The sequence below is a fragment of the Campylobacter sputorum subsp. sputorum genome (genome assembly GCF_008245005.1).
In the GTDB taxonomy this organism is placed as follows: domain Bacteria; phylum Campylobacterota; class Campylobacteria; order Campylobacterales; family Campylobacteraceae; genus Campylobacter_F; species Campylobacter_F sputorum.
In genome coordinates this window covers 1,248,874-1,273,382 of sequence record NZ_CP043427.1, presented here as the reverse complement: position 1 = coordinate 1,273,382, position 24,509 = coordinate 1,248,874, and the positions used below count along the sequence as shown (strand labels likewise).

The following is a 24,509-nucleotide window of genomic DNA, read 5'->3' as shown; positions in this document are numbered from 1 at the left end:
AACCATGTTTAAGAGATTTAGAAGATTAAGACTTACTGCTCAGATGCGAGATTTAGTTAGGCAAACTTATCTAAGTGGCAGTGATTTTATTTATCCTCTTTTTGTAGTTGAGGGTAAAAATATAAAAAATGAAATATCATCAATGCCTGGTGTTTATCAAATGAGTTTAGATGAAATTTTAAAAGAGTGTTCTGTTGTTGTAAATTTAGGCATAAAAGCTATTATGCTATTTGGAATTCCTAGTCTAAAAGATAGCATAGGAAGCGATGCTTTAAGTAATGATGGAATTATAGCTAAAAGTTTAAGATCTATAAAAGATAAATTTCCAAATCTTATAGTCATAACAGATCTTTGTTTTTGTGAATATACAGATCACGGACACTGCGGTATAATGGATCATGTTCATGGCACTGTTGATAATGATGCCACACTAGATATTTCTGCGAAACAAGCTTTGATACACGCTGAAAATGGTGCAGATATGATAGCTCCAAGTGGAATGATGGATGGGATTATAGAAACACTCCGCTTTGCTCTTGATGATGGAGGATATGAAAATCTACCTATAATGGCATATTCAACTAAATTTGCTAGTGCTTATTATGGACCTTTTAGAGATGTTGCTGAAAGCACTCCAAAAGCTGGCGATAGAAAGTCGTATCAAATGGATCCAGCAAATAGATTAGAGGCTATAAATGAAAGTTTAGAAGATGAAGCACAAGGTGCGGATATACTTATGATAAAACCAGCTTTGGCTTATTTGGATCTTATAAGGGATTTAAGAGATAGAACTCTTCTTCCGATATGTGCTTATAATGTAAGCGGAGAATACGCACTTTTAAAAGCTGGAGCAAAGCTTGGTGTGATAGATTATGATAAGGTTATGATGGAGACATTGCTTGGTATGAAAAGAGCAGGTGCTGATATGATTATAACTTATCATGCAAAAGAAGCTTGTGAAATTTTGCAAAAAGCTTAAATTTAAGTAGTTTGAAAGAAAGATATGAGGCATTTTTTAACAATTAATGATTTTAGTAAAGATGAAATTTTAGAAATTTTAGAAATTTCAAAAAATATAAAAAAAGAAGCCAAGAAAAAAGAGTATAAGCCTTATTTAAAGGATCAAGTTTTAGCTATGATTTTTGAGAAAAGCTCAACTAGAACTAGAATAAGCTTTGAAGTTGGCATTTACCAACTTGGAGGGAAAGGTCTGTTTTTAAGCTCAAAAGATATACAGCTTGGAAGAGGTGAGCCAGTAAAAGATACAGCAAGAGTAATAGGGCGAATGTGTGATATGATAATGGCTAGGGTTTATAAGCAAAGCGACTTAGAAGATCTTGCTAAATTTTCAGGTGTTCCTGTGATAAATGGACTTAGTGATGATTTTCATCCCGTGCAAATAATGGCTGATTATATGACTATGCTTGAGCTTGGTGTGAGTGGAAAAGTTGCATATATAGGGGATGGAAATAACATTGCAAACTCATGGTTAATGCTTGCATCAAAATTAGGTTTAGAACTTAGCATGGCAACACCAAATGGCTATGAACCGCCAAAAAATGTAGTTAATATTGCCTTAGAAAATGCTAAAAAAAGTGGTGCAAAAATTTGTATAAATAATAACATAAAAGAAGCCATTAATGGTGCAAATGTAGTAATTACCGACACTTGGGTTTCTATGGGACAAGAAGAAGAAAAACAAAAGCGTATAAAAGATTTTAGTGGTTTTATGGTTGATGAAAATTTAATGAAATTAGCAAATAAAAATGCCATATTTATGCACTGTTTGCCTGCATATCGCGGATATGAAGTTAGCGAGGAAGTTTTTGAAAAACACGCAGATGAGATATTTTTAGAAGCAGAAAATAGACTTCATGCGCAAAAAGGTGTAATGGTATGGCTTGATAAACATAGGAATGTTAAATGAGTGAAAAAAATCCATATAAAAAAATACAAGAAATAAGTAGTGAGCTTGGACTAAAAAGTAGTGAGCAGACGATAGTTGAAATTTTGCCAACAGATAATCCAACTGAGCGTTTTTTAACGCTAAAAAATGGCTCTTGGGAAGGTGCAGAGCCTTGGTTTGCTATAGACGAAAAACAAAATTTACATACAATGGTATCTGTAAAATCGCTAAGTGAGCTTATAAAAGCTTATCAAAGGGCACAAAAGGAGAATTTTGATTTAAGGCTTGAAAAAAGTATTTATAGGCATGTTCCAATTGATTTTGGAGATGTTTGGGTTGTTGCTATGGATGAGATAAAAAACATAGCAATGAGTAAAAAAAATGAGAAAAAAATCAATATAGATTTAGATAAACTCATAGACAAGATAAAAAAACAGCATCCAAATTTATTTGTTGATATTGATAGATTTATCCAAAAGGAGGGCATATGATAGATTTTGATGCTTATGCAAAATACTCAAAACCAGGTCCAAGATATACAAGCTATCCAACCGCACTTGAGTTTAGCGAGAATTTTAGTTATGATGAGTATATAAAAGAACTATTAAATCAAGACTCAAAAACGCCTCTTTCTTTATATTTTCATATGCCATTTTGTAGATCTGCATGTTACTTTTGTGGTTGCAATGTGATTTATACAAGCAAAACAGATAAAATGGATAGATATATAGATTATGTATCTAAAGAAATGGAAATTTTAAGTAAATTTGTAGATACATCAAGAGTTGTAACGCAAATGCATTTTGGTGGTGGAACTCCAACTTATTTTAATGCAAAGCAGCTTGAAAAACATATAAAAAATATCAAAAAGCATTTTAAAAACTTTAGTGAAGATGCTGAGATTAGCTGTGAGATAGATCCGAGATATTTAAATGAAGAGCAGCTTAAAGTTATGGTTGAAAATGGATTTAATCGTATAAGTTATGGCGTTCAAGATTTTGATGAAAAAGTTCAAAAAGAGATTCATAGAATTCAACCTTTTGAAATGACAAAAAATGCTGTTGATATGGCAAGAAAAAATGGTATAAAATCTATAAATATGGATCTTATTTATGGGCTTCCTTATCAAAGCTTGGAAAGTTTTAAGAAAACGCTTGAAACATCATTAAAACTTGATACAGATAGATATGCTATTTTTAATTACGCACATCTTCCTTGGCTTAAAAAATCTATGCGTAAATTTGATGAAACCACCATTGCTCAACCAAAAGAGAAACTAGAAATTTTAAAATTTACTCATGATTTTTTAACTTCCAATGGCTATAAAATGATAGGAATGGATCATTATGCAAAAGAAAATGACGAGCTTTTTAAAGCTTTAAATAATGGAACTTTGCATAGGAATTTCCAAGGTTATACTACAAAAGGCGGGGCTGATCTTATAGGTATAGGTCTAACAAGTATAGGTGAGGGCATTAGGCATTATGCACAAAATTATAAAGAAATGAGCGAGTATGAAAAAGCCATAGATGAAAATAAACTTCCTTTTTTCAAAGGAGTTTTATTAAACCAAGAAGACATTCTTAGAAAAAGCGTTATAATGGGTCTTATGAGTAATTTTATGGTAAATATAAAAGATATTGAAAATAAATTTAATATAAACTTTTTTGATCATTTTAAAAGTTCTTTATCTAAATTAGATAGTTTAAAAGATTTTATAGATATTTCACCAAATTTTATTAAAGTAACTCCAACTGGAACGCTACTTATAAGAAATATAGCAATGTGTTTTGATGAGTATATGGATAAAAATGTCGGCGAAAAAAGATTTTCTAAAACGGTTTGATAAAAGGTTTGAAGGTGGGCAGTTTTGATTTCGAAGAAATTAGCACTAAATGTGTAAAATGCGGTAAATGTATACAGGTTTGCACTATTTATGGCATTAACAAAGACGAAGTAACTTCTCCTAGAGGATATTTAGATCTTCTTGGTGCTTGTAATAATGGTAGTTTAAAATTAGATAAAAATTTAAAAAATATTTTTGAGAGCTGTTTTTTATGTACAAATTGCGTTGATGTATGCCCTGGTTCTCTTAGGACTGATAGTGCTATAGAAAATATTCGCTATGAGATAGCTAAAACACATGGCGTAGCACTATATAAAAAAGCAGCATTTTGGTTGTTAGGGCATAGAAAAATACTTGATATTTGTGCGAGACTTGGCTATGTATTTCAAAGTTGTGCTTTTAAAATACATAAAGATAGCGAATTTGGAAATACAATGAAAGCACGCTTTAGCATACCTATGCTTAAAAAAGAACGAACACTTCCAACTGCAAGCAAAAAAAGTTTTATGAATTCACATGAAGAATTTATAAATAATGGCGGAGAAAAAACGATTGGTCTTTTTATTGGATGTATGGGTAATTATGCTTATACAAACATTGGCGAGAGTGTTTTAAAGATTGCCAAAGAGTTAAAAATAAATGTTCATCTTATGAAAAAACAGGCTTGTTGCGGTGCTGCGGCTTATTTTACAGGATGCTTTAAAGAAGTTGAGAAAGCTGCAAAGTTTAATATACCTTATTTTGAAAAAATGCTTGAGAGTTTAGATGCCATAATAATACCAGAAGCTACATGTTCTGCAATGATAAAAATAGACTATATACATTTTTTCCATGATGATAAAAATTGGCAAGAAAGAGCAAAAAAAGTTAGCCAAAAGATATTTTTAGCAACAGAGTATTTTGATAAATTTACAAATTTAGGAGAAATTTTATCTAAAAAAGCTAAGATGAATAAAACTTTAACTTATCATGATCCTTGTCATGCTAGAAAAATGCAAGGAGTTTTTAAAGAGCCAAGAAATTTGCTTTCTAAAAATTATGATTTCATAGAAATAGACGATCAAAGCTCATGTTGCGGATTTGGTGGTGTTACTATGCAAACTGCGAAATATCATTTAAGCAGGGAAGTTGGTATAAAAAGAGCAGAGCAAATAAATAAAACAAATGCGAGTATAGTAAGTGCCGAATGCAGTGCTTGCAGAATGCAGCTTAGTAACGCACTAAATTTAATAGACTCAAAAACTAAATTTAAAAATCCAATTGAACTTATAGCTGAGGTATTGTGATTGCAAAGAGCATTTTTTATAGAAGAAGGACCAAGTAAAAGCATTGTAAGTGACAATGAAATCAGTGCAAGATATAGTGGTAAATACAGCGAATACGAAATCAAACCATCTAAAAATATGCCCGGATTTTATATAATCAAAGACAAAGTAAAAAATCGTGATAGCTCTGATCTCATAAATTCAAAAATACAAAAAATTATTTTTAGTGATTGTGTTAAAAGTTTTAATGATATTGAGCAAAGCGTGTCTAAATTTTCGCAAATTCAAGAAAATATAACCAAAGGTCTTGAAAATATAATATCTAAAAAACCTCATAAAGATATTTTTAGTATAGAAGAAACAAAAGAAGAAAATGTGAGTGAGAGTAAAAAAGATGAAGAAGAAATTCTTGATGAAAATATAGATATTGCGGAAATTTTAGAAGATGATAAATTAGAAGATATAAATTTACTTGAATGTGAAAATATTATATCTAATGCTAACGATATATGTAATGAAAACGATAGTTTTGATTTGAATTATGATGAGTTTATAAATTTAGATGAATTAAAGCAACTTGATGAAGAGTGCGAAAATATAGATAAAGATTGTATAGATATGGAAAATTTTTCTTATGATGATTTTTATGATAATACAAATAAAAAACCATTTGGGAAAAATGTTATTATCAAAGCAATGATAGTAAATAGTATAATCATAAGTGTAAATGGCTATGATGAGAAAAATGATAAGATGATTTTTGATGTTTCAAAAATTCCTATGAGTGTGGATTATCGATATGCAATATCAAAAAATACACTTGAGATAAAAATATCTGGTTTTTTAAATTTACAAGATGCAAGAGAATTAATGGATAGTTTTGAGTATAGTTTTGTTAGCTGCGGTAAAAACATAAAAGTTATTATAAACGATGTTTTGGCTTATGATGAGTTTTTCTAGCCCTAATTAAGGCTAGAAATATTTTAATGTTTTTTATATTCAATTTTACTTTTTTCTAAATTTACATCGCCTTCTTTTGGTCCTACATATAGTTGTCTTGGGCGAACAATTTTTATAGTCTCTTGTTGTTTTAGCTCCATCCACTGAGTTATCCAACCAGGAGTTCTTCCTATTACAAAGATAACAGCAAACATATTTGTAGGTATTTTTAGTGCTTTTAGCATAAGTCCTGAGTTAAAATCAACATTAGGATATAAATTTCTACTTATAAAATACTCATCTTCAAGAGCTATTTTTTCTATCCTATTTGCTATTTTGATTAAATTTGAATCAATACCTATTTCATCTATAAGCTCATCTCTTAGTTTTTTAAGAACCTTTGCCCTTGGATCATAGTTTTTATAAACCCTGTGTCCAAAGCCCATTAATCTAAATGGATCGTCTTTGTCTTTTGCTTTTTTAATGTATTTATCTACATTATCCACACTTCCTATCATTTCTAGTTGTCTTACAACGCTTTCGTTTGCACCACCATGTGCATGCCCCCAAAGAGCACCAATTCCAGCACTTATACATGAGTATGGATGAGAGTGTGTTGAGCCAACAGTTCTAACTGTTGTTGTGGATGCATTTTGCTCATGGTCTATATGAAGCATCAAGATGGTATCTAGTGCTTTTATTTCAATTGGTTTTAAATCAACATGTGAATGAGGAAAAGATCTCATCATATATAAGAAATTTTCTGTAAATCCGCGATCCAAATCAGGATAAATAAGAGGATAACCCATAGAGTGTCTGTAGTAAAATGCAGCAAGAGTAGGCATTTTTGCGATAATTCTAATCGCAAGTTCCATGTATTCCTTTGGATCATCAAAATTCATATCTCTTGAATAATATGTGCTAAGTGTTGCCACACAAGCTTGCAATACAGCCATAGGATGAGCTTTATCTGGAAAAGCATCAAATAGTCTTATCATCTTTTCATTTATAAAAGATCTTGTTTTTAACTCTTGTCTAAAATCATCAAGTTCATTTGTATTTGGTAGTTTTTTAAATAACAATAAATACGCAACATCTAAGAAAATTTTGTTTTCTGCTAACCAAGCTATATCATAACCACGATGTTTTAATATGCTTTTTTCACCATCTATAAATGTTATATCAGAGCGACACATAGCAGTAGAGGTATATCCTCTATCAAATGTAAACATACCAGTATTTTTATGTAAGGCTGAAATATCTATCACCGAAGGACCAAGAGTTCCATCAAGTATAGGAAACTCATAACTTTTTCCATTTCTGTTATCAGTTAATGTAACTGTATTAGAACCGCTCATTATTTCTCCTTTATTCATTTTTTAAGTTATTGTATCAAAAAAATAACTATTAAAGTTAATGATAAATTATTAATTTTAAAATTTATACTATTTTTTATAAGACATTATTAGCTTGATTGCATTAAGGGCTATTATGGCACTAAGTAAGCTTGCTAAGATAAGTCCGGAATATTCATCATAGTTTATATATTTTGATTTATAGCCTATAGTAGCAGTTGCTACAAGCAGTGTTAGCGGCATTGAGTGAGAAAAAGATATCAATATACTATTTTTAAAACCTATAAATTTAAAAAATGCTATAGATGATACAAATCGTAACATAATTAGAGCAATTGATACTATTATTGCATATTCTACAATATCTACCGATAACAATGATTCTAATTTAAAAGTTGAGCCAAGATGTATAAAAAATACAGGAACTAAAAAGCCATATCCAACGCTAGATAGCTTTTGAGTGAGATCTTTTTTGTGATCAAAAAATGTTGCTATAAAAATGCCGGCTACAAATGCACCAAATGCTATTTCCATTTTTAACCACAACATCACGGAAATTATGCTAAAAAATAGAGCCATACAAAGCCTTATGTCTTGCTCTTCTTTGTCATTTTGTGGCATTAATATAACTTTTATTTTTGGAAACCACCAAAACAACACATCTGTAAATTTATAAATAGCAACACATAAAAGTAAAAATGCTATCAAATAACCTATGCTTGAATACAGCTGTATTCCCATTCCAAATTCTAAATAAGAACTTAAAAATGTCAAAAGAGCTATAGAAATTATTTCTCCGATGGAGCCAATTAGCATTGATATATTTAGCCACTCTTCGTTTTTGCCATAGTCTTTATATAAAGTAGATAAAAGTCCAACACTCATTATAGGAAGTATGATTAAAAAAAGTATATTAAGATTAAATCCAAAAGTTGTGGTTACAGAAATTACATATAGTATAAAAAGATATGCAAAAGTCTTTTTTAATATATCTTTATCGGCATTTAAAAATACTTTTAAATTTACTTCACTTCCTGCTAAAAACATTAAAAAGTAAAAGCCAACATTTGCTACAAGTTTTAGCATATCATTATCATTTATAAGTCCAAAATATCCAGCTATAGCCCCAAGAATTATTTCAACTGAAGCTATTGGCATTTTTGAAATTTTAGAAAAAAACGGAGATGAAATTATTATAAAAGCCAGCGTTAAAAGAAGTAGTAGTGTTGTAATTCCAAACTCAAACATTAATCTTCACCTAGAAAAAATTCTGTTTTTGTCCAGTCTTTGCTTTTTATGTCTTTTTGAAATTTAAATACTTTAAAATTTAACTTCTCATCGCATTCAACGAGTGCAAATTCATGTAAAGGTTTTTTTCTAGCACAAATTTCACCTGAATTTAAATAAAGTATATTTTGCGTTACAAAAGCTGTAAAATAGTGTGTATGCCCATAAATATTTATATTTGTATCTTTTGTTAGATACATTGGGTAGTGCATAAGATTAATTGTGAGATTTTTAAACTTAAATTTATATGGCTCTTCGTAAAGATAAAATTCATTTTGATATTTTTTTAATGATTCATCATTATTTCCAAGAACAGCAACATACGGAATATGAGAATTTCTAAGGTGTTTTAATGTATCAAGTTCCACTATATCTCCTGCGTGTATCAAAATATCTACTTTTTGAGATTTTAAGATATCTATAGCTTCAAGTGCGATATCGCTTCTTTTATGAGAATCCGATATTATCCCTATTTTAGCCATTCATCTCTCTTTTAAATTTACATTCTGGACACTGCTCAAATTTACCGCTTTTTAGTTCTTTTATGACTAAATTTGCTTTGCCGCATTGTGGGCAAATTTCATTTGTAGGTTCGTATTTGCTTATAAAATTACAATTTGGGTAGTTCGAGCACCCAAAAAATTTACCTCTTTTTGATATTCTTACAACTATATCGCCACCACATTTTGGACAAGATACTCCTATCTTTTGCGGTTCTTTTTTAGGCTGTGTATCGTTTTTTAAATTTCTTGAATATTTGCATTTTGGAAAATTCAAACAAGCTATAAACTCGCCATATCTGCCTTTTCTTTTTACTAATTCCCCTCCGCATTCAGGGCATTTTTCGTTTATAGGTATGGCTATTTTTCTACTTTTTATATTAGTTTTTCCTTTTTCAATGCTATCCATAAAAGGGTAATAAAAATCAGATAAAATTTGCTGCCAATCGCTTTTTTCTTCGGCAATTTCATCTAGTTTGGTTTCCATTTTTGATGTAAATTCGCTATCTACTATGTTTTTAAAATGTTCTTCTAAAACTTCTGTTATGCTAAATGCAATTTCTGTTGGTACGAGCTGTTTTTTTTCTATATTTACATAATTTCTTGAAGTTAAAAGTGATATGGTTGGTGCGTAAGTTGAAGGTCTTCCGATACCAAGCGCTTCAAGTTTTTTGATAAGCCCAGCTTCAGAATATCTTGCAGGTGGCTCTGTTTGTTTTTTTTCATCTTTTATATTTTGTATTATCATTTCGTCATTAAGATTTAAATTTGGCAAAATTTTATCTTTATCTAGATCTCCATAAATTTTGTAAAATCCATCAAAAAGCAGTTTTCTACCACTTAGCTTAAACTCAGTCTTTTTTGAAGAAATTATAACTGTTGCGTTTTCAAAAATAGCGGATGTCATTTGAGATGCTAAAAATTTATTGTATATAAGAGTATAGAGTTTTAACGCATCTTTATCAAGGTACTTTTCTGCAATTTGAGGCGTAAAATCCGTATTTGTCGGTCTTATAGCCTCGTGAGCTTCTTGTGCTCCTTTTGCTTTTGTTGTATAAATATTTGCCTTGCTTGGAAGATATTTTTCATCATAATTATTTTTGATATGCTTTCTTGCCATTGCAATTGCTTCTTTTGCTATATTTAGTGAGTCTGTTCTCATATAAGTAATAACGCCGTGAAATCCACTATCAGTTTGAACGCCTTCATATAAATTTTGAGCTATCATCATAGTTTTTTTAGGGCTAAAACCTAGGGATGAGCTAGCACTTTGTTGAAGAGTTGATGTCATAAAAGGCGGTTGTGGAGAAATTTTTCTTTCTTTTGTGGAAATGTCGGTTATGTTAAATTTCTCTTCTTTTATTGTATTTACGATATATTTTGCTTTTGCTTCGCTTTGTATGGTAAGTTTTTCTATCTTTTCGTTTTCAAATTTGACAAGCTCAGCTTCTAAATCTTTTTTAAATTTAGTTTGAATTTCATAGTATGTTATCGGTTTAAAGGCTTTAATTTCTCTTTCTCTATCCACAATTAGTTTAAGAGTGGCACTTTGAACTCTTCCTGCGCTTAGACCCTTTTGAATTTTTTGATTTAAAAGAGGACTTAGTTTGTATCCAACTATCCTATCAAGAAGTCTTCTTGCTTGCTGTGCGTTTACGCTATCCATATCTATATGTCTAGGATTTTTTATCGCTTCATTTATAGCATTTTTTGTAATTTCGTGAAAAACTATTCTTGGCAAACTTTGCGGGTCTTTGCCTATAGCATTTGCTATATGAAAGGCTATGGCTTCACCCTCTCTATCTTCGTCGGTTGCAAGATAAATGTTATCTGCTTTTTTTGATAACTCTTTTATATCTTTAACAAGTGCCGAGTGATCTTTGCTTATTTTGTATTCTGGTGTAAATTTATTTTCTTCTATTTTTATGCCAAAGGTTGTTTTTGGAAGATCTCTAATATGCCCTTTTGAGGCTATAACTTCGTAATCTTTCCCTAAAAAATTTTTTATCGTTTTTGCTTTTGCTGGAGATTCTACGATTATTAAATTTTTCATTATTTAAACCTTTTAGACTAAATTTGTAATGGGGCTTATTCTACAAGAAAGTAGCTTAAATTTAAGACATAAAAGCCGATTTAGTAGCTGTTATAAGCTATTTTAAATAAGGCAATCTTTATATTTTGATAAAATTTCATAAATTTTAGAAGCTACAAATTTAGCATCATTCATACTCATCATTTGATGGCATGGAATGCTAAGTTCAGATTTATAAAACTCATCTGCATTTTTAAGCTTTATCTCGCCATATCTTTTTTTATAAAAATCAAACTCATAAGTTGGCTTATAATGTACCTGCACACCAATACCGGCTTTGTGAAGTTCTTCATAAATATCTTGTTTTTGACACCATAAGTTTTGATTTAGTAAAATTGGATAAAGATGTCTTGTGGATTTTTTGTTTTGAGGTATTTTTATAGTGGTGAAAAACTTAGAATTTTCAAATTTTTCATCATAAAATTTAGCAATATTTTCTCTTTTTTGAAGCATACTATCAAGCTTTTTAAGCTGCGAAAGCCCAAGAGCACATGCGACATCACTTAGTCTATAGTTATATCCAAGCAGATTCATTTCGCTATTCCAAGCTTGTTTTTTGCTTATACCATGACTTCTATATAATCTTGCTAAGTTTGCGATATTTTCATCATTTGTACAAAGACATCCACCTTCAAAAGTAGTTATTGGTTTTATAGCATGAAAACTAAAAATGGTTATATCTGCTTTTGAGCCAACTTTATTACCATTGATTTGGCTACCAAAAGCATGAGAAGCATCATCTAATACTTTTATATTGTATTTTTTGGCAATATCTAGTATTTTATCCATTTCTACAACATTTCCACCAAAATCAACAGGAGTTATAACTTTTGTTTTTGGAGATATTAAATTTTCTATCTTATTTTCATCTATATTTCCATCAAATTTAATATCGCAAAATTTTACATCTCCGCCACACATTAAAGCTGCATTTGAAGTAGCTGCAAATGTTATAGGAGTTGTTATAATTTCATCGCCTTTTTTTAGTCCAAGACATAGATATCCCACATGCAGTGCAGAAGTCGCTGAGTTCATTACAACTGCGTATTTAACGCCTATATAATCACATATTGCTTTTTCAAACTCATCAACTCTTCGCCCACATGTTATTATGTCATCTTTTAATGCATCCAAAACAGCACTAATGTCGTTTCCATCTATTAATTGTCTGCTATATGGTATCATTTTATTATTTTCAAAAGTTCTTCTTTGGTAAGCCATTTTTCATTTGTATTAGATGTGTAATCAAAGCCTATTTTAACTCTTTTGCCTTTTTCTTTTAGTTCGTTTGTGCTAAAATCTACTTTTCTAAAAGTATCTATGGATGGTTGTATAACATAATGGTCATCAAATTCAAGCACAAGATGTGAATCATCTCTTGATATCATTGCTTCGTGCAATTTTTCTCCTGGTCTTATGCCTATAATTTTTATTTTCAAATTTGGAGCCATAGTTTTTGCTAAATCTATTATTTTCATAGATGGAATTTTTGGAACAAAAATTTCTCCACCTTTCATCCTATAAAAATTTTTGATTACAAAATTTACACCTTCTTCAAGAGTTATCCAAAATCTTGTCATATGTTCATCTGTTACTGGTAGTTCTTTTGCACCATTTGCTATAAGTTTTTTAAAAAGTGGTACAACTGAGCCTTTTGATGCTATTACATTTCCATATCTTACTACGCTATATTGAGTTTTTTTGTTTCCTACTATATTGTTTGCTGCTGTGAAAAGTTTATCACTTGCGAGTTTGGTTGCTCCGTATAAATTTATAGGATTTGATGCTTTATCTGTTGAGAGTGCTATGACTTTTTTAACACCACATTCTAAGCTAGCATCTATCACATTTTGAGCACCCATTATATTTGTTTTTATGCATTCCATCGGGTTGTATTCTGCTATGGGAACATGTTTCATAGCAGCTGCGTGTATAACAAAATCAACATCATTCATGGCAGTTTTTAGTCTATTTACATCCCTAACATCCCCAATAAAATATCTCATACAAGAATCTTTAAATATTTGAGACATTTCATAATGTTTTTGTTCATCTCTTGAGTAAATAATAATTTTTTTGGGTTTATATTTGTTTAGTAAAATTTCTGTAAATTTAACACCAAATGTTCCTGTACCACCAGTTATTAAAATAGACTTGCCATCAAACATTTTTACCCCTTATTTTTTAGTATTTTAGGAAGAGTTATGCCAGTTTGATTTTGGTATTTGCCTTTTTTATCATCATAGCTTATTTCGCACTTTTCATCACCTTGCAAAAACAGAACTTGTGCAATACCTTCGTTTGCATAAATTTTAGCTGGAAGTGGAGTTGTATTTGATATTTCTATAGTTATATGCCCTTTAAAACCTGGTTCAAATGGAGTAACATTGACTATTATTCCACATCTTGCATATGTGCTTTTCCCAAGGCAAATTGCTAGGACATCTTTTGGCATATTAAAATATTCAACGGTTCTTGCAAGAGCAAATGAGTTTGGTGGAACTATGCAAATATCTCCAACAAAATCAACTACATTTTTTTCATCAAAATTTTTTGGATCTACAACAGTTCCGCCAATATTTGTAAAAATTTTAAATTCCCTTGCTACTCTTATATCATATCCATAACTTGAAAGCCCATAACTTACGACGCCTATGCCAACATTTTGCTCACAAAAAGGCTCAATCATATTATGTTTTAAACTTTGTTCTCTTATCCATTTATCGCTTTTTAAACCCATATTTTTCCTTTGTATTTTATGATTATATCAAAATTTAAGTAAAATTAAATAAAAATTATATGTTATAATACCACTTTATTTAAATATGTATAAAATTTAGATACAATAAAATTAAATTTATTTAGGAGACATTTAATGAAAAAAGAAGAGATAGAAGAGTTGATGAAATTTTTTGAGAGTATAAATATAGGTAGAGTAAAGATTAAAAGAGATGATTTTGAAATAGAATTAGAAAAAATGCCAAATGAAAATCAATGTTGTCCAACATCTACAACTATAATACAATCTCCACAACAACCAACTCCAATGCAAATTGCTCCATCAAATGCAATCTCAGAAAAAGGAGTATCAAAAGATACCATTAATTCGCCGATGGTTGGAACATTTTATATAGCTCCAAGTCCTGGTGCGGCACCATTTGTAAAAATTGGTCAAAGTGTTAGAAAAGATGATGTTATAGGCATAGTAGAAGCTATGAAAATAATGAATGAGATAGAAGCTGAATTTGATTGCAAAATAACTGAAATTTTAGTAGCTGATGGACAGCCTGTTGAGTTTGGAATGCCACTATTTACAGTGGAGAAATTATAATGAAAATCAAAAGAATACTTATAGCAAATCGTGGAGAAATAGCACTTAGAGCTCTTAGAACTATCCAAGAAATGGGTAAAGAAGCTATCGTTGTGCATTCAACAGCTGATAAAGATGCACTTTATGTAAAATACGCTGATGCAAGTATATGTATAGGGGCTCCAAGAAGTAGTGATAGCTATCTAAATATCCCAGCTATTTTAAGTGCAGCAGAGATAAGTGAGGCTGATGCTATATTTCCGGGATATGGATTTTTAAGTGAAAATCAAAATTTTGTTGAAATTTGCCAAAAACATAATATAAAATTTATAGGACCTAGCGTTGAAGCGATGTCTTTAATGAGCGATAAAAGCAAAGCAAAACAAGTTATGCAAAGAGCTGGAGTACCGGTAGTTCCAGGTAGTGATGGTGAAATAACTGATATGAGTGTTGCAAAAAAATTAGCAAAAGAAATAGGCTATCCTGTGATATTAAAAGCTGCAGCTGGCGGTGGTGGACGCGGAATGCGTGTAGTTGAAAAAGAAGAGGATTTAGAAAAGAATTTTTGGGCAGCAGAAAGTGAAGCTATGAGTGCATTTGGCGATGGAAGTATGTATATGGAAAAATATATTTCAAATCCAAGGCATATTGAAGTTCAAATTTTAGCAGACGAACATGGAAATGCAGTTCATATAGGAGAAAGAGACTGCTCTATGCAGCGTCGCCATCAAAAACTTATAGAAGAAAGCCCCGCATCTTTGCTAGATGAAACAACTAGAAAAAAACTTCATCAAACAGCTATAACAGCCACTAAAGCTATAGGATATTGCGGGGCTGGAACTTTTGAGTTTTTATATGATCAAAAAAGTAAAGAGTTTTATTTTATAGAGATGAATACGAGACTTCAAGTTGAACACTGCGTAAGTGAAATGGTAAGTGGGCTTGATCTTATAGAGTGGATGATACGCATAGCTGAGGGCGAAAAGCTATTATCTCAAGATGAGATAAATCTTAGCGGACATGCATTAGAGTGCAGAATAACCGCAGAAGATCCAAAAAGTTTTGTTCCAAATCCTGGTAAAATTATAAAATATATAGCACCAGGTGGTAGAAATGTAAGGATGGATAGTTATATTTATGAAGGTTATAGCGTTCTTCCTTATTATGATTCTATGATTGGAAAATTAATTGTATATGAAAAAGATAGAAATAGAGCAATAGCAAAAATGAGAGTTGCTTTGGATGAACTTGTGATACAAGGGATTAAAACAACAAAAGATTTTCATAGAACTATGATGGATAATCTTGATTTTATTAACAATAAATATGATACAAATTATCTATCAAAGCATTAATATTTGATATTTATTGATTAAAGTCAAGAAAATTTATAAATTTACTATTTTTTCTTGACTTTATAAATTTTTTTAGTTAAAATAACATTTCGTTTTTGCAATTTTTATGATTGTAGCGGGGTGTAGCGCAGTCTGGTTAGCGCATCTGGTTTGGGACCAGAGGGCCGAAGGTTCGAATCCTTTCACCCCGACCATTTTATGGTGAGTTTAGCTCAGTTGGTAGAGCATCAGATTGTGGTCCTGAGGGTCGTGGGTTCGATCCCCACAATTCACCCCACTTTCATTGGCGCTCGTGGCTCAACTGGATAGAGCAACAGACTTCGGATCTGTAGGTTGAAGGTTCGATTCCTTTCGAGCGTACCACCATTGTTTTTAAGCGCTCATAGCTCAGCTGGATAGAGCAACGCCCTTCTAAGGCGTAGGCCAGAGGTTCGAATCCTCTTGAGCGTACCATTTAAATTGTGCGGATGTGGTGAAATTGGCAGACACGCCAGACTTAGGATCTGGTGCCTCACGGCGTGAAGGTTCAAGTCCTTTCATCCGCACCATTTATTTTTTATCACATATTTTATTTTGCTATATTTTAATTTCTATATAAACTACAACTAAATTTAAATAATTATTATGCAATTCTTTGTTTTGATATTACAAAATTTATAATAATAGATTGTTATAGTTAAATATTATATATTTTAAAGATTGATAAATTATAGTAACTATCATAGTTTTACAAGATATTCACTACACTGATACTATTATAATTTTAAAAAAACTACAAAGTATTATCGGTAAAATCAAGCGATAGAATTATAGAAAATGATTTAATATGGAATTTTGCATAAATGAGATAATATGGCATAAATTTTTCTATTTTGAGCATAATCTCTAAAATTAATTCTTTAAATTCAGAAATAAAAGTATATTTAAGAATTTATTGAACTTACAAAATTATAAAAAACGGTATCGGTAATTTAAATTTAAAAAGGCTGATAAGCAAAATTTATCTAGAAATTTAGGGTACCATAATTTTTTTAAATTCAAAAACTCTATTTCAAAATTACACGAGCAAAAAGTTTAGATGAGTTTTTATATAAAGAGCATTATGATTTTTTATATGATAGTTTTGGTTTAGTTAAAATTTTGACTGAAATTTTTTAAGCTTAATTTAGATGATGAGTTAAATGAAGCTAAAATTTTAAATGACGAAAGAAGAAAATTTAAAAACTGCTACGCTTATATGGATACGAATTTAGATATGAAAAATATTTTTCATAAAGATTATTTGCATTCAGTATCAAGCTATAAAGATTATGAAAAAATAATTAAGCCTAAAAATAAGGATTTGTGTTTTAGCATATATTACGCAAATGAAAACATGTCAAAAAACAATAAGTCTTTAGAAATAGAGTGCAAAAACAAAGATGAAATTTTTAGAAATAGTTTTTTGAAATCTAAATTTATACCAAATATTGATTTGAGTTTAGAAAATTTTGATGAGTTTTATGAAAAGCGTAAAGAATTATTTATAAATAAATTAAAAGAAATATTAATTTAAGTTATTAAATGGCTTAAATTTTGTATTTTAAAAATGTGATTTTTGGATTAGTAATTGTTGTTAAATACTTATTAAAATTCTAACCAAAATTTAGGTTAGAATTTTAAGCAAAAGGCACTAAATTTATAAAATTTAGCACAATTAAACAGGATAAACTCTTATATTTGGACTTAAATTTTCTTGCAATACATTTTCTATCGCATAAAGTGTTCCGCTTGTTCCGCTTGCACATCCGCTACAAGCACCAAGATATCTTATATAAATGTCTGTTTTTCCATCATTTTCGGTTTTTACATCAAGTATTTCTAAATTTCCGCCATCAAACTGCAACATTGGGCGTATTTCATCATCTATCACGCTTTCTATGGCTTTAAATTTACCAATAGTATTTAGCTCTTCAAAGCTCATATCATTTGTACCGCCACTTACTTTTGCATCAGCGATAGCTTGTAGCTGTTCTTTTTGCATTTCAGCTCTTGTTTGTGTCAAAATATCTACCAAGTGATACTCTCTTTTTTCATGTCCTCCATGCTTTACACAGCTTTTACAAAATGCACCAGCTTTTGTAAATTGAGTTATCTCCTCAACTGTTTTTAAATCATTTAATCTTATAACTTCTTTTATAGTTCCAAGACTTACTCTAGCACATTCACATACTATTATTTCATCTTCAAAATGCTCCGGATCTACGCCTTTATACTGTGCAGCAGCAGCTTTTATGACATCATATGCCATAACAGAGCAGTGCATTTTTTGAGGTGGAACGGCTGGAGTATTTGGATCATCACGCATAGCCTTTTCAACATCAATATTTGTTATCTTTACAGCTTCATCTACGGTTTTTCCTATGCAAAGTTCAGCCATTGTATCGCTACTTGCTATAGCAGTGCCACATCCAAAGCTTTTAAATTTTGAATCCATTATTTTATCTGTCTTTTCATCAACAAGCCAATAAAGCCTCACTGCATCGCCACAGCTCTCAGCTCCAAAGTCGGCTATGATAAGTTTATAGCCTTTTTTGTTTGCTTCTTCTTGTGTAATTTCCCCCATAAATTTGGGATTATTCATCCTATCTTGAACTTTTTTAGAATACTCTTCCCAGATAGAGCCACCGATAAGTTGATTTTTTGCCATTTTATTTTCCTTAAATTATTTTTTTATATTATAAGCGAATGTGGATGAAATCCCTCTTAGTCTATGAATCGCTTTTGTGATATGCTCTATGGCATATTCTATCTCTTCAAGTGTGTTAAATCTACTTAAAGATAGCCTTAGAGCCGTATGGGCTAACTCTTTATCAGCACCTATTGCTTCCATGATTGGGTTACTCTCAAGGGTTACACTTGCACAAGCTGAACCAGTTGAAGCACCAATTCCTGCTTGATTTAAATCCCAAAGCATTGCCTCTCCTTCAGCACCTTTTATAGAAGCTAGTATGGTATTTGGAACCCTTTTATCTCTATTTCCAACAACCGTAACATCACTTATTTTAAGAAGTGCATCTTCTAGTGTATCTCTTAGTTTCCTAACATGCGAGTTTTCAAAATCTATAAATTTATTGCAGTTTTCAAGAGCTTGTCCCATGGCTACTATGCCTGCTACATTTAAAGTTCCGCTTCTTCTACCGCCCATATGTTCTCCACCATGAAGAAGTGGTGTGAGTTTTATGCCATCTTTTATATAAAGTCCGCCAATTCCTTTTGGTCCATGAAATTTATGTGCTGAAAAGCTCATAAAATCAACATCCACATCTCTTACATCTACTTTTAATTTTCCCACAGCTTGAGTTGCATCTGCGTGAAATAAAACACCTCTTTCATGAGCTATTTGCGCAAGTTCTTTTATGGGAAAAATCATTCCTGTTTCATTATTTGCCCACATTATGCTAACAAGCGCTGTTTTATCAGTTATTGCATCTTTTAAATCATTTGGATTTACTAATCCTTGATTATCTACTGGAAGCTCAATTATATCTACACCAAGAGATTCTAAGAATTTACAGGCAGCTAAAACAGCAGGATGTTCTACTGAGCTTGTGATAATGCTATTTTTGTCATTATCAAAAATTTTATCAAAATAAATACCTTTTATAACCCAGTTTATGCTCTCTGTTGCACAACTTGTTACTACTATGTCATCACTATCTTTTGCATTTATACCAGAATATAGCTGATCCATAGCTTTTCTAAGAGCTTTGTGGGTATTAGTTCCAAAGCTATGAAGAGAGTTTGGATTACCATAAAAACCATTTTCTTCCAAGAAAGGTTTCATGGCTTCATAAGCCTCAGGATCTAGCATAGTTGTTGCATTGTTATCCAAATATACTTTCATATTTTTTATTCCTTTTTTATTTAGGATAATTTTTATCCTTTTTTACAGAGGATATTATATCAAATTTACTAAATTTTAGTTTAAAAAGATGTAAATAATTTAAAAATGTTTAAAATAAATTATTCTTTATATTTTTAAAATTATAATTTGTTATAATACGGCTTAAATTTAATACAAAAAGAGATATTTATGATTGTTATAAAAACTATCAAAGAGTTGCAAGAATTTCTTGAAACATCTAGTAGAAACATAGGTTTAGTGCCTACAATGGGTGCTTTGCATGACGGACATGTCAGTCTTATAAAAAAGTGTGTGAGTGAAAATGAAGTTAGTATAGTTTCTATATTTGTAAATCCGGCTCAGTTTTTGCCAGAAGAGGATTTTGATAAATATCCCAAAAAAGAAGAAGCGGATATAAAAATTTGTGAAATGCTTGGAGTTAGCGTAGTTTTTATGCCAAATAAAAACGAGATGTATTTTGAAAATGAACCACTTATAAAAGCACCGGAGCATTTATCAACTATCTTGGAGGGAAAAACAAGACCAGGGCATTTTGATGGTGTTTTAAGAGTGCTTAATAAATTTTTTAATCTTATAAAACCAAAAAATGCCTATTTTGGTAAAAAAGACACACAGCAGCTCATAATAGTTCAAAATATGGTAAAAACTTTTTTTATGGATATTAACATAATTCCTTGTGATATAATTCGTGCAAACGATGGACTTGCGCTTAGTTCAAGAAATACGTATTTAAATGATGATGAGCTTTGTATGGCTCTTAAGCTTTCTCGCTCATTAGTAAAAGCTACAAATTTAATACAACAAGGCGAGTTAAATTCACAAAATATAAAAACTCAAATGCTTCAGATTTTAGAACCATTAAAAGTTGATTATGTTGCTATAACTGATAAAAACTTAGCTGAGGTTCAAAAAATAGAACTTGGAAATACGATAATCTTGGTTGCTGTTTATATTGGTCAAACTCGTCTTATAGATAACATTTGGTTATAAAAATGTCAAAACTTTATCTTGTTTCTTTGGGGTGCAATAAAAATTTAGTTGATAGCGAAATAATGCTTGGAAGATTAAAAAATTACGAACTTACTCAAGATCCAAGCCAAGCTGATGTTATGATAGTAAATACATGTGGTTTTATAAATAGTGCAAAAGAAGAGAGTATTAATACTATTTTAGAGCTTGCTAGTCATAAAAAAGAAAACTCAGTTTTAGTTGTAACTGGATGTTTGATGCAGCGTTACAAAGAAGATCTTATGAGAGAGCTTCCTGAGGTTGATATATTTAGCGGGGTTGGGGATTATGATAAGATTGATGAGATTATTTTAAAAAAGCAGAGCATTTTTAGTCCAAAAACTTACTTACAAAAAAATGAAAAAAGAGTTATCAGTGGCTCAAATTTCCATGCTTATATAAAGATATCAGAAGGATGTAATCAAAAATGTAGTTTTTGTGCTATACCTACTTTTAAAGGCAAGCTAAAAAGTCGTAGTTTAGATGATATAGTAAATGAAGTTAAAGAGCTTTGTGAAAATGGGTATTATGATTTTAGTTTTATAGCTCAAGATACCAGCAGTTTTAATAAAGATAATGGCGTTAGTGATGGACTTATCGAGCTTATAGATAGAATTGAGAAAATAGATGGCGTAAGATTTGCAAGGATACTCTATCTTTATCCAACCACGACAAGCGATGCTCTCATAAAACGCATAATATCTTCTAATGTATTTGTAAATTACTTTGATATGCCTATACAGCATATTAGCGATGATATGCTTAAAATAATGAAAAGAGGTGCAAACAAAACTCGCATAAAAGAACTTTTAAATTTGATGAGTAGTGCCAAAAATTCTTTTTTAAGAACTGGCATTATAGTAGGGCATCCTGGCGAAAAACAGAGTGATTTTGATGAGTTGTGCGAGTTTTTAAGTGAGTTTAAATTTGATAGAATTTCGGTTTTTGCTTACTCTAAAGAAGAAGATACAAATTCTTTTAGTATGGAGCAAATTCCAAACAATATAATTGTAAAAAGATTAAATAAAATTGAAAAAATAGTCAATAATATCATTTCACAAAATTTCAAAAATGAAATTGGCAAAGAAATTTTGTGTGAAATAAATGGTGTAAGTAGCGAAGGCGAGATGTTTTATGGTGCTAAAAATGTTATCTGGGATAAAGACATAGATGGCGAAATTTTGATAAATGATAGTACTCTTAAAAATTTGCAAACAGGCAAAGTTTATAAATGTAAAATAACTGATGCTACAAATGATAAGTTAATTGGGGAAATTTTGGATATTGCTTAAAAATATAGATATCTTAAAAAATGAAAAAAATTTACTCGCATTTTCTCACGGCAGTGATAGCACAGCACTTTTTTATATATTAGAAAATGCTAGTATAAATTTTGATCTTGCTTTTGTAAATTACAAAACCAGAAAACAAAGCGATGAAGAAGAAAACTCTGCAAGAGAGTTGGCGGATAAATTTAATAAAAAAATATTTATAAAAGTTGTAAAACTTGATTTGCAAAGTAGTTCAAATTTCGAAAAACACGCCAGAGATATAAGATGGAATTTTTTCGAAGAACTTGCACTTAAATTTGGTTATAAAAATATCATAACAGCTCATCAATTAAACGATAAATTTGAGTGGTTTTTAATGCAATTTAGCAAAGGTGCTGGATTAAATGAGCTTCTTGGTATGCAAAAGATAGATAAAAAAGAGCATTTTAATATCATAAGACCGCTTTTGGATGTGTCAAAACAAGAAATTTTGAACTTTTTAAAAGACAATAATATACATTTTTTTCATGATAGTTCTAATGATAATGTTAAATTTAAAAGAAATTTTATCAGATCAAAATTTAGTGATGAGTTTATAAAACTTTATGCAAATGGATTAAAAAAAAGTTTTTGTATATTACAAAATGATGCAAAAAATTTAAAAAGTGAGCTTGTTTTTAGAAAATATGATCTTTTTATAATAAAAAATGATGAGTGTTTTTTAAGAGGAATTGATAAATGTTTAAAAAAACTTGGTTATGTAATTAGTGAAAATCAAAGGAAAAACATAACTCAAAGTTGCGTTATAGGAGGTAAATTTGCAATATGCAAAAATGAAAAATACATTTTTATCTGCCCTTTTTTAAGTGTTAAAATGGATAAAAAATTTAAAGAGATTTGCAGAGTTTTAAGAGTGCCAAGTAAAATAAGACCTTATTTATTTGCTAAAGAAATAAATCCAAACAATTTAAAAAATTTTCTATAAAATCTTTATAATTATTTTACACCATAAATTCTAATGTTAAAAGTTGTATTTATAAGATTTCCTTGGCTTTTCATATTTATTGGAAAATCAACTTTGACAACATTATCATAAGTTTTAAGATCATCTAAGAAATTATAAAATTTAGAAGGCGTATTCATAGCACTTGTAACATTTAATTCGTATCTGTAAAATTCATCATTTTCATCTGTTTTTGGAAGCTCGTTTAAATTTACATTGTCAAAATATTTACTAGCAAATGCAATAAAAGAAATTTCGTTAAATTTATTATTCAATGATTTTAGCGTAAATTCGTTTGTTTTTTCTATATTGTTTAATTCGCTAAGAGTATTTTCAAAGTTTTTTTGAATTTTTAAAAGTGCGTGTTGACTAGAAGCATAAGTTGCTTCTATTTGCCTATATTCCTTTATATTTGGCACTATAAATGAAAAAATCATAACAGCACAAATGACTAAAAAAATTACAATATATATAAGTAGTTTAACTATATCTATATCTTCAATGCTTCTATCGTTCATCATATATCCCATAATCATCGATTTTGTTGGTATTTACGAAATTTAACCAACCATTTTTTGTTTGATAAAAAGTGGTATTTGATGTAGTAAAAATCGATTTTAGCGGAACGGCTAAAAGCATTTCAAATACATTTTTTGTTGGTGTTACACCTTTTATAATAAGCGTTGTTTTATCCATATATACTTCATCTAAAGTTATACTATCTGGAACAAGATCAAATAAATTTTTTATACTTTGTTTTAGTATTAAATTTGTAGCATATATGCTATTTGCTGCATTTTTTTGTTTTGTAAGAGTTGTGATTTGTTGTTCGCTTTGATGAATTTTATCTATAGTCTCTGCATATTTGCTATTCATCTGCTTTGTTTTTTCGCTTAGAGTGTTGTTTTGATATTTTATAAATAAATTTGATGATACAAGTGCTATAAAAACAAATACAATAAATCCTATCCAAATTCTAGAAAATAATGAAAATATCGGTTTTTTCTTCGGCTTTATTAGACTATATGTCATATGTTTATCTCTTTTATCATAAGGTTATTCATAATTTCTATTGTATTTATATCATAATTTTCTATTTTCAAAAGTAGTTGTGATTCTATGTAGCTTAAAAATGTTTTACTCATTTTTGTGTTGTTAAAAAATACAATTTTTTCTAAAAATTTAGCATCATAAAGACTATTTGAATAATACTCATCTATAGCACTTACTATGTATTCATATGCTTTCATATCTCTACCGAATATAGAAATAGAATTTGCTAGATTTCTATCTTCCAAGCTATTTATATCTTGAAAATCAAGATCTTTTATGTCATCAAATTTATCAAGAGATTCTAATTTTTCAAAGCTGTTTAGTTCTTTTTCATTTGAAAGCAGCTCATCTATTTGAGATGTATCGACTTGTTGTAGATCCCTTTCATCTTCTTCTATTTCATCTGTTGTTG

The 24,509-nt window shown here is 30.1% G+C and carries 24 protein-coding genes and 5 tRNA genes; 17 read left to right on the top strand and 12 right to left on the bottom strand.

Annotated elements, in window-relative coordinates:
• Nucleotides 1-4: 4 nt before the first annotated feature.
• The 6 genes from hemB to CSPT_RS06435 are packed head-to-tail and all read left to right on the top strand — an operon-like array spanning nucleotide 5 to nucleotide 5,977.
• Nucleotides 5-979: a porphobilinogen synthase gene (hemB, locus tag CSPT_RS06460; protein ID WP_089182834.1), complete on the top strand. Its 975-nt coding sequence runs from the start codon at nucleotides 5-7 to the stop codon at nucleotides 977-979.
• Nucleotides 980-1,003: 24 nt separating this feature from the next.
• Nucleotides 1,004-1,927: an ornithine carbamoyltransferase gene (argF, locus tag CSPT_RS06455; RefSeq protein WP_089182833.1), complete on the top strand. Its 924-nt coding sequence runs from the start codon at nucleotides 1,004-1,006 to the stop codon at nucleotides 1,925-1,927.
• Complete coding sequence (locus CSPT_RS06450) at nucleotides 1,924-2,397, top strand: DUF2603 domain-containing protein (RefSeq protein WP_089182832.1); 474 nt, start codon at nucleotides 1,924-1,926, stop codon at nucleotides 2,395-2,397. The genes argF and CSPT_RS06450 overlap by 4 nt, the downstream gene beginning before the upstream one ends.
• Complete coding sequence (gene hemN, locus CSPT_RS06445; protein ID WP_089182831.1) at nucleotides 2,394-3,752, top strand: oxygen-independent coproporphyrinogen III oxidase; 1,359 nt, start codon at nucleotides 2,394-2,396, stop codon at nucleotides 3,750-3,752. Before CSPT_RS06450 ends, hemN begins: the two co-directional genes overlap by 4 nt.
• Before the next feature lie 14 nt (nucleotides 3,753-3,766).
• Nucleotides 3,767-5,038 (top strand): (Fe-S)-binding protein, encoded by a 1,272-nt coding sequence (locus CSPT_RS06440; protein ID WP_089182830.1) that lies wholly within the window; start codon nucleotides 3,767-3,769, stop codon nucleotides 5,036-5,038.
• Nucleotides 5,039-5,977, top strand: a complete 939-nt coding sequence (locus CSPT_RS06435) for a DUF5416 family protein (RefSeq protein WP_089182829.1) — start codon at nucleotides 5,039-5,041, stop codon at nucleotides 5,975-5,977.
• Nucleotides 5,978-6,000: 23 nt separating this feature from the next.
• On the opposite strand, the gene CSPT_RS06430 is transcribed toward CSPT_RS06435, so the two are convergent.
• The 7 genes from CSPT_RS06430 to dcd form a co-directional block, all read right to left on the bottom strand.
• Nucleotides 6,001-7,314, bottom strand: a complete 1,314-nt coding sequence (locus tag CSPT_RS06430; protein ID WP_089182828.1) for a citrate synthase — start codon at nucleotides 7,312-7,314, stop codon at nucleotides 6,001-6,003.
• An 87-nt stretch (nucleotides 7,315-7,401) separates the two neighbouring features.
• The gene (locus tag CSPT_RS06425) at nucleotides 7,402-8,559 is read right to left on the bottom strand and encodes a cation:proton antiporter (RefSeq protein ID WP_089182827.1); all 1,158 of its coding nucleotides are present in this window, start codon (nucleotides 8,557-8,559) and stop codon (nucleotides 7,402-7,404) included.
• Nucleotides 8,559-9,080 (bottom strand): metallophosphoesterase family protein, encoded by a 522-nt coding sequence (locus CSPT_RS06420; RefSeq protein WP_089182826.1) that lies wholly within the window; start codon nucleotides 9,078-9,080, stop codon nucleotides 8,559-8,561. The genes CSPT_RS06425 and CSPT_RS06420 overlap by 1 nt, the downstream gene beginning before the upstream one ends.
• A complete protein-coding gene (gene topA, locus CSPT_RS06415) occupies nucleotides 9,073-11,151 on the bottom strand; it encodes a type I DNA topoisomerase (protein ID WP_089182825.1) in 2,079 nt (692 codons plus the stop codon). Before topA ends, CSPT_RS06420 begins: the two co-directional genes overlap by 8 nt.
• A gap of 102 nt (nucleotides 11,152-11,253) precedes the next feature.
• Nucleotides 11,254-12,375, bottom strand: coding sequence for a UDP-4-amino-4,6-dideoxy-N-acetyl-beta-L-altrosamine transaminase (gene pseC, locus CSPT_RS06410; RefSeq protein WP_089183337.1), 1,122 nt, complete (start codon nucleotides 12,373-12,375; stop codon nucleotides 11,254-11,256).
• Nucleotides 12,372-13,358 carry a UDP-N-acetylglucosamine 4,6-dehydratase (inverting) gene (pseB, locus tag CSPT_RS06405; RefSeq protein ID WP_089182824.1) on the bottom strand — a complete coding sequence of 329 codons (987 nt, stop codon included), beginning with the start codon at nucleotides 13,356-13,358 and terminating at the stop codon, nucleotides 12,372-12,374. The genes pseC and pseB overlap by 4 nt, the downstream gene beginning before the upstream one ends.
• A gap of 2 nt (nucleotides 13,359-13,360) precedes the next feature.
• Complete coding sequence (gene dcd / locus CSPT_RS06400) at nucleotides 13,361-13,930, bottom strand: dCTP deaminase (RefSeq protein ID WP_089182823.1); 570 nt, start codon at nucleotides 13,928-13,930, stop codon at nucleotides 13,361-13,363.
• A 135-nt stretch (nucleotides 13,931-14,065) separates the two neighbouring features.
• Between dcd and accB the strand changes: the two genes are divergently transcribed.
• From accB to CSPT_RS06360, 8 genes are all read left to right on the top strand, one after another.
• A complete protein-coding gene (gene accB, locus CSPT_RS06395) occupies nucleotides 14,066-14,521 on the top strand; it encodes an acetyl-CoA carboxylase biotin carboxyl carrier protein (RefSeq protein WP_089182822.1) in 456 nt (151 codons plus the stop codon).
• The gene (locus CSPT_RS06390) at nucleotides 14,521-15,855 is read left to right on the top strand and encodes an acetyl-CoA carboxylase biotin carboxylase subunit (protein ID WP_089182821.1); all 1,335 of its coding nucleotides are present in this window, start codon (nucleotides 14,521-14,523) and stop codon (nucleotides 15,853-15,855) included. Before accB ends, CSPT_RS06390 begins: the two co-directional genes overlap by 1 nt.
• Nucleotides 15,856-15,971: 116 nt before the next feature.
• A tRNA-Pro gene (locus CSPT_RS06385) sits at nucleotides 15,972-16,049 on the top strand.
• A 7-nt stretch (nucleotides 16,050-16,056) separates the two neighbouring features.
• Nucleotides 16,057-16,132, top strand: a tRNA-His gene (locus CSPT_RS06380).
• 9 nt (nucleotides 16,133-16,141) lie between these two features.
• A tRNA-Arg gene (locus tag CSPT_RS06375) sits at nucleotides 16,142-16,218 on the top strand.
• Between the two features lie 13 nt (nucleotides 16,219-16,231).
• Nucleotides 16,232-16,308: transfer RNA gene (locus CSPT_RS06370), tRNA-Arg, on the top strand.
• 10 nt (nucleotides 16,309-16,318) lie between these two features.
• A tRNA-Leu gene (locus tag CSPT_RS06365) sits at nucleotides 16,319-16,403 on the top strand.
• A 707-nt stretch (nucleotides 16,404-17,110) separates the two neighbouring features.
• On the top strand, nucleotides 17,111-17,410 hold the full coding sequence (locus CSPT_RS06360; RefSeq protein WP_089182820.1) for a hypothetical protein: 300 nt from the start codon (nucleotides 17,111-17,113) through the stop codon (nucleotides 17,408-17,410).
• Between the two features lie 141 nt (nucleotides 17,411-17,551).
• Here the strand turns inward: CSPT_RS06360 and CSPT_RS06355 are convergent, their stop codons facing one another.
• On the bottom strand, nucleotides 17,552-18,544 hold the full coding sequence (locus CSPT_RS06355; protein ID WP_089182819.1) for an iron-sulfur cluster assembly scaffold protein: 993 nt from the start codon (nucleotides 18,542-18,544) through the stop codon (nucleotides 17,552-17,554).
• A gap of 15 nt (nucleotides 18,545-18,559) precedes the next feature.
• Nucleotides 18,560-19,741 carry a NifS family cysteine desulfurase gene (locus tag CSPT_RS06350; protein WP_089182818.1) on the bottom strand — a complete coding sequence of 394 codons (1,182 nt, stop codon included), beginning with the start codon at nucleotides 19,739-19,741 and terminating at the stop codon, nucleotides 18,560-18,562.
• 189 nt (nucleotides 19,742-19,930) lie between these two features.
• On the opposite strand from CSPT_RS06350, the gene panC reads away from it, so the two are divergent.
• From panC to tilS, 3 genes are read left to right on the top strand one after another with little or no spacing between them, the layout of a single operon-like run.
• Nucleotides 19,931-20,752, top strand: coding sequence for a pantoate--beta-alanine ligase (gene panC, locus CSPT_RS06345; RefSeq protein WP_089182817.1), 822 nt, complete (start codon nucleotides 19,931-19,933; stop codon nucleotides 20,750-20,752).
• A 2-nt stretch (nucleotides 20,753-20,754) separates the two neighbouring features.
• On the top strand, nucleotides 20,755-22,062 hold the full coding sequence (gene rimO / locus CSPT_RS06340) for a 30S ribosomal protein S12 methylthiotransferase RimO (protein ID WP_089183335.1): 1,308 nt from the start codon (nucleotides 20,755-20,757) through the stop codon (nucleotides 22,060-22,062).
• Nucleotides 22,055-23,026: a tRNA lysidine(34) synthetase TilS gene (gene tilS, locus CSPT_RS06335; protein WP_309543844.1), complete on the top strand. Its 972-nt coding sequence runs from the start codon at nucleotides 22,055-22,057 to the stop codon at nucleotides 23,024-23,026. The genes rimO and tilS overlap by 8 nt, the downstream gene beginning before the upstream one ends.
• An 11-nt stretch (nucleotides 23,027-23,037) precedes the next feature.
• Here tilS and CSPT_RS06330 read toward each other — a convergent pair whose 3' ends face one another.
• The 3 genes from CSPT_RS06330 to CSPT_RS09545 are packed head-to-tail and all read right to left on the bottom strand — an operon-like array spanning nucleotide 23,038 to nucleotide 24,495.
• Entirely contained in the window at nucleotides 23,038-23,562 is a 525-nt protein-coding gene (locus CSPT_RS06330; protein WP_089182816.1) for a hypothetical protein, read from the bottom strand.
• Nucleotides 23,552-24,076: a PilN family protein gene (locus CSPT_RS06325; protein ID WP_089182815.1), complete on the bottom strand. Its 525-nt coding sequence runs from the start codon at nucleotides 24,074-24,076 to the stop codon at nucleotides 23,552-23,554. The genes CSPT_RS06330 and CSPT_RS06325 overlap by 11 nt, the downstream gene beginning before the upstream one ends.
• Nucleotides 24,073-24,495 (bottom strand): DUF8341 domain-containing protein, encoded by a 423-nt coding sequence (locus CSPT_RS09545; protein ID WP_501162102.1) that lies wholly within the window; start codon nucleotides 24,493-24,495, stop codon nucleotides 24,073-24,075. The genes CSPT_RS06325 and CSPT_RS09545 overlap by 4 nt, the downstream gene beginning before the upstream one ends.
• Nucleotides 24,496-24,509: the final 14 nt, after the last annotated feature.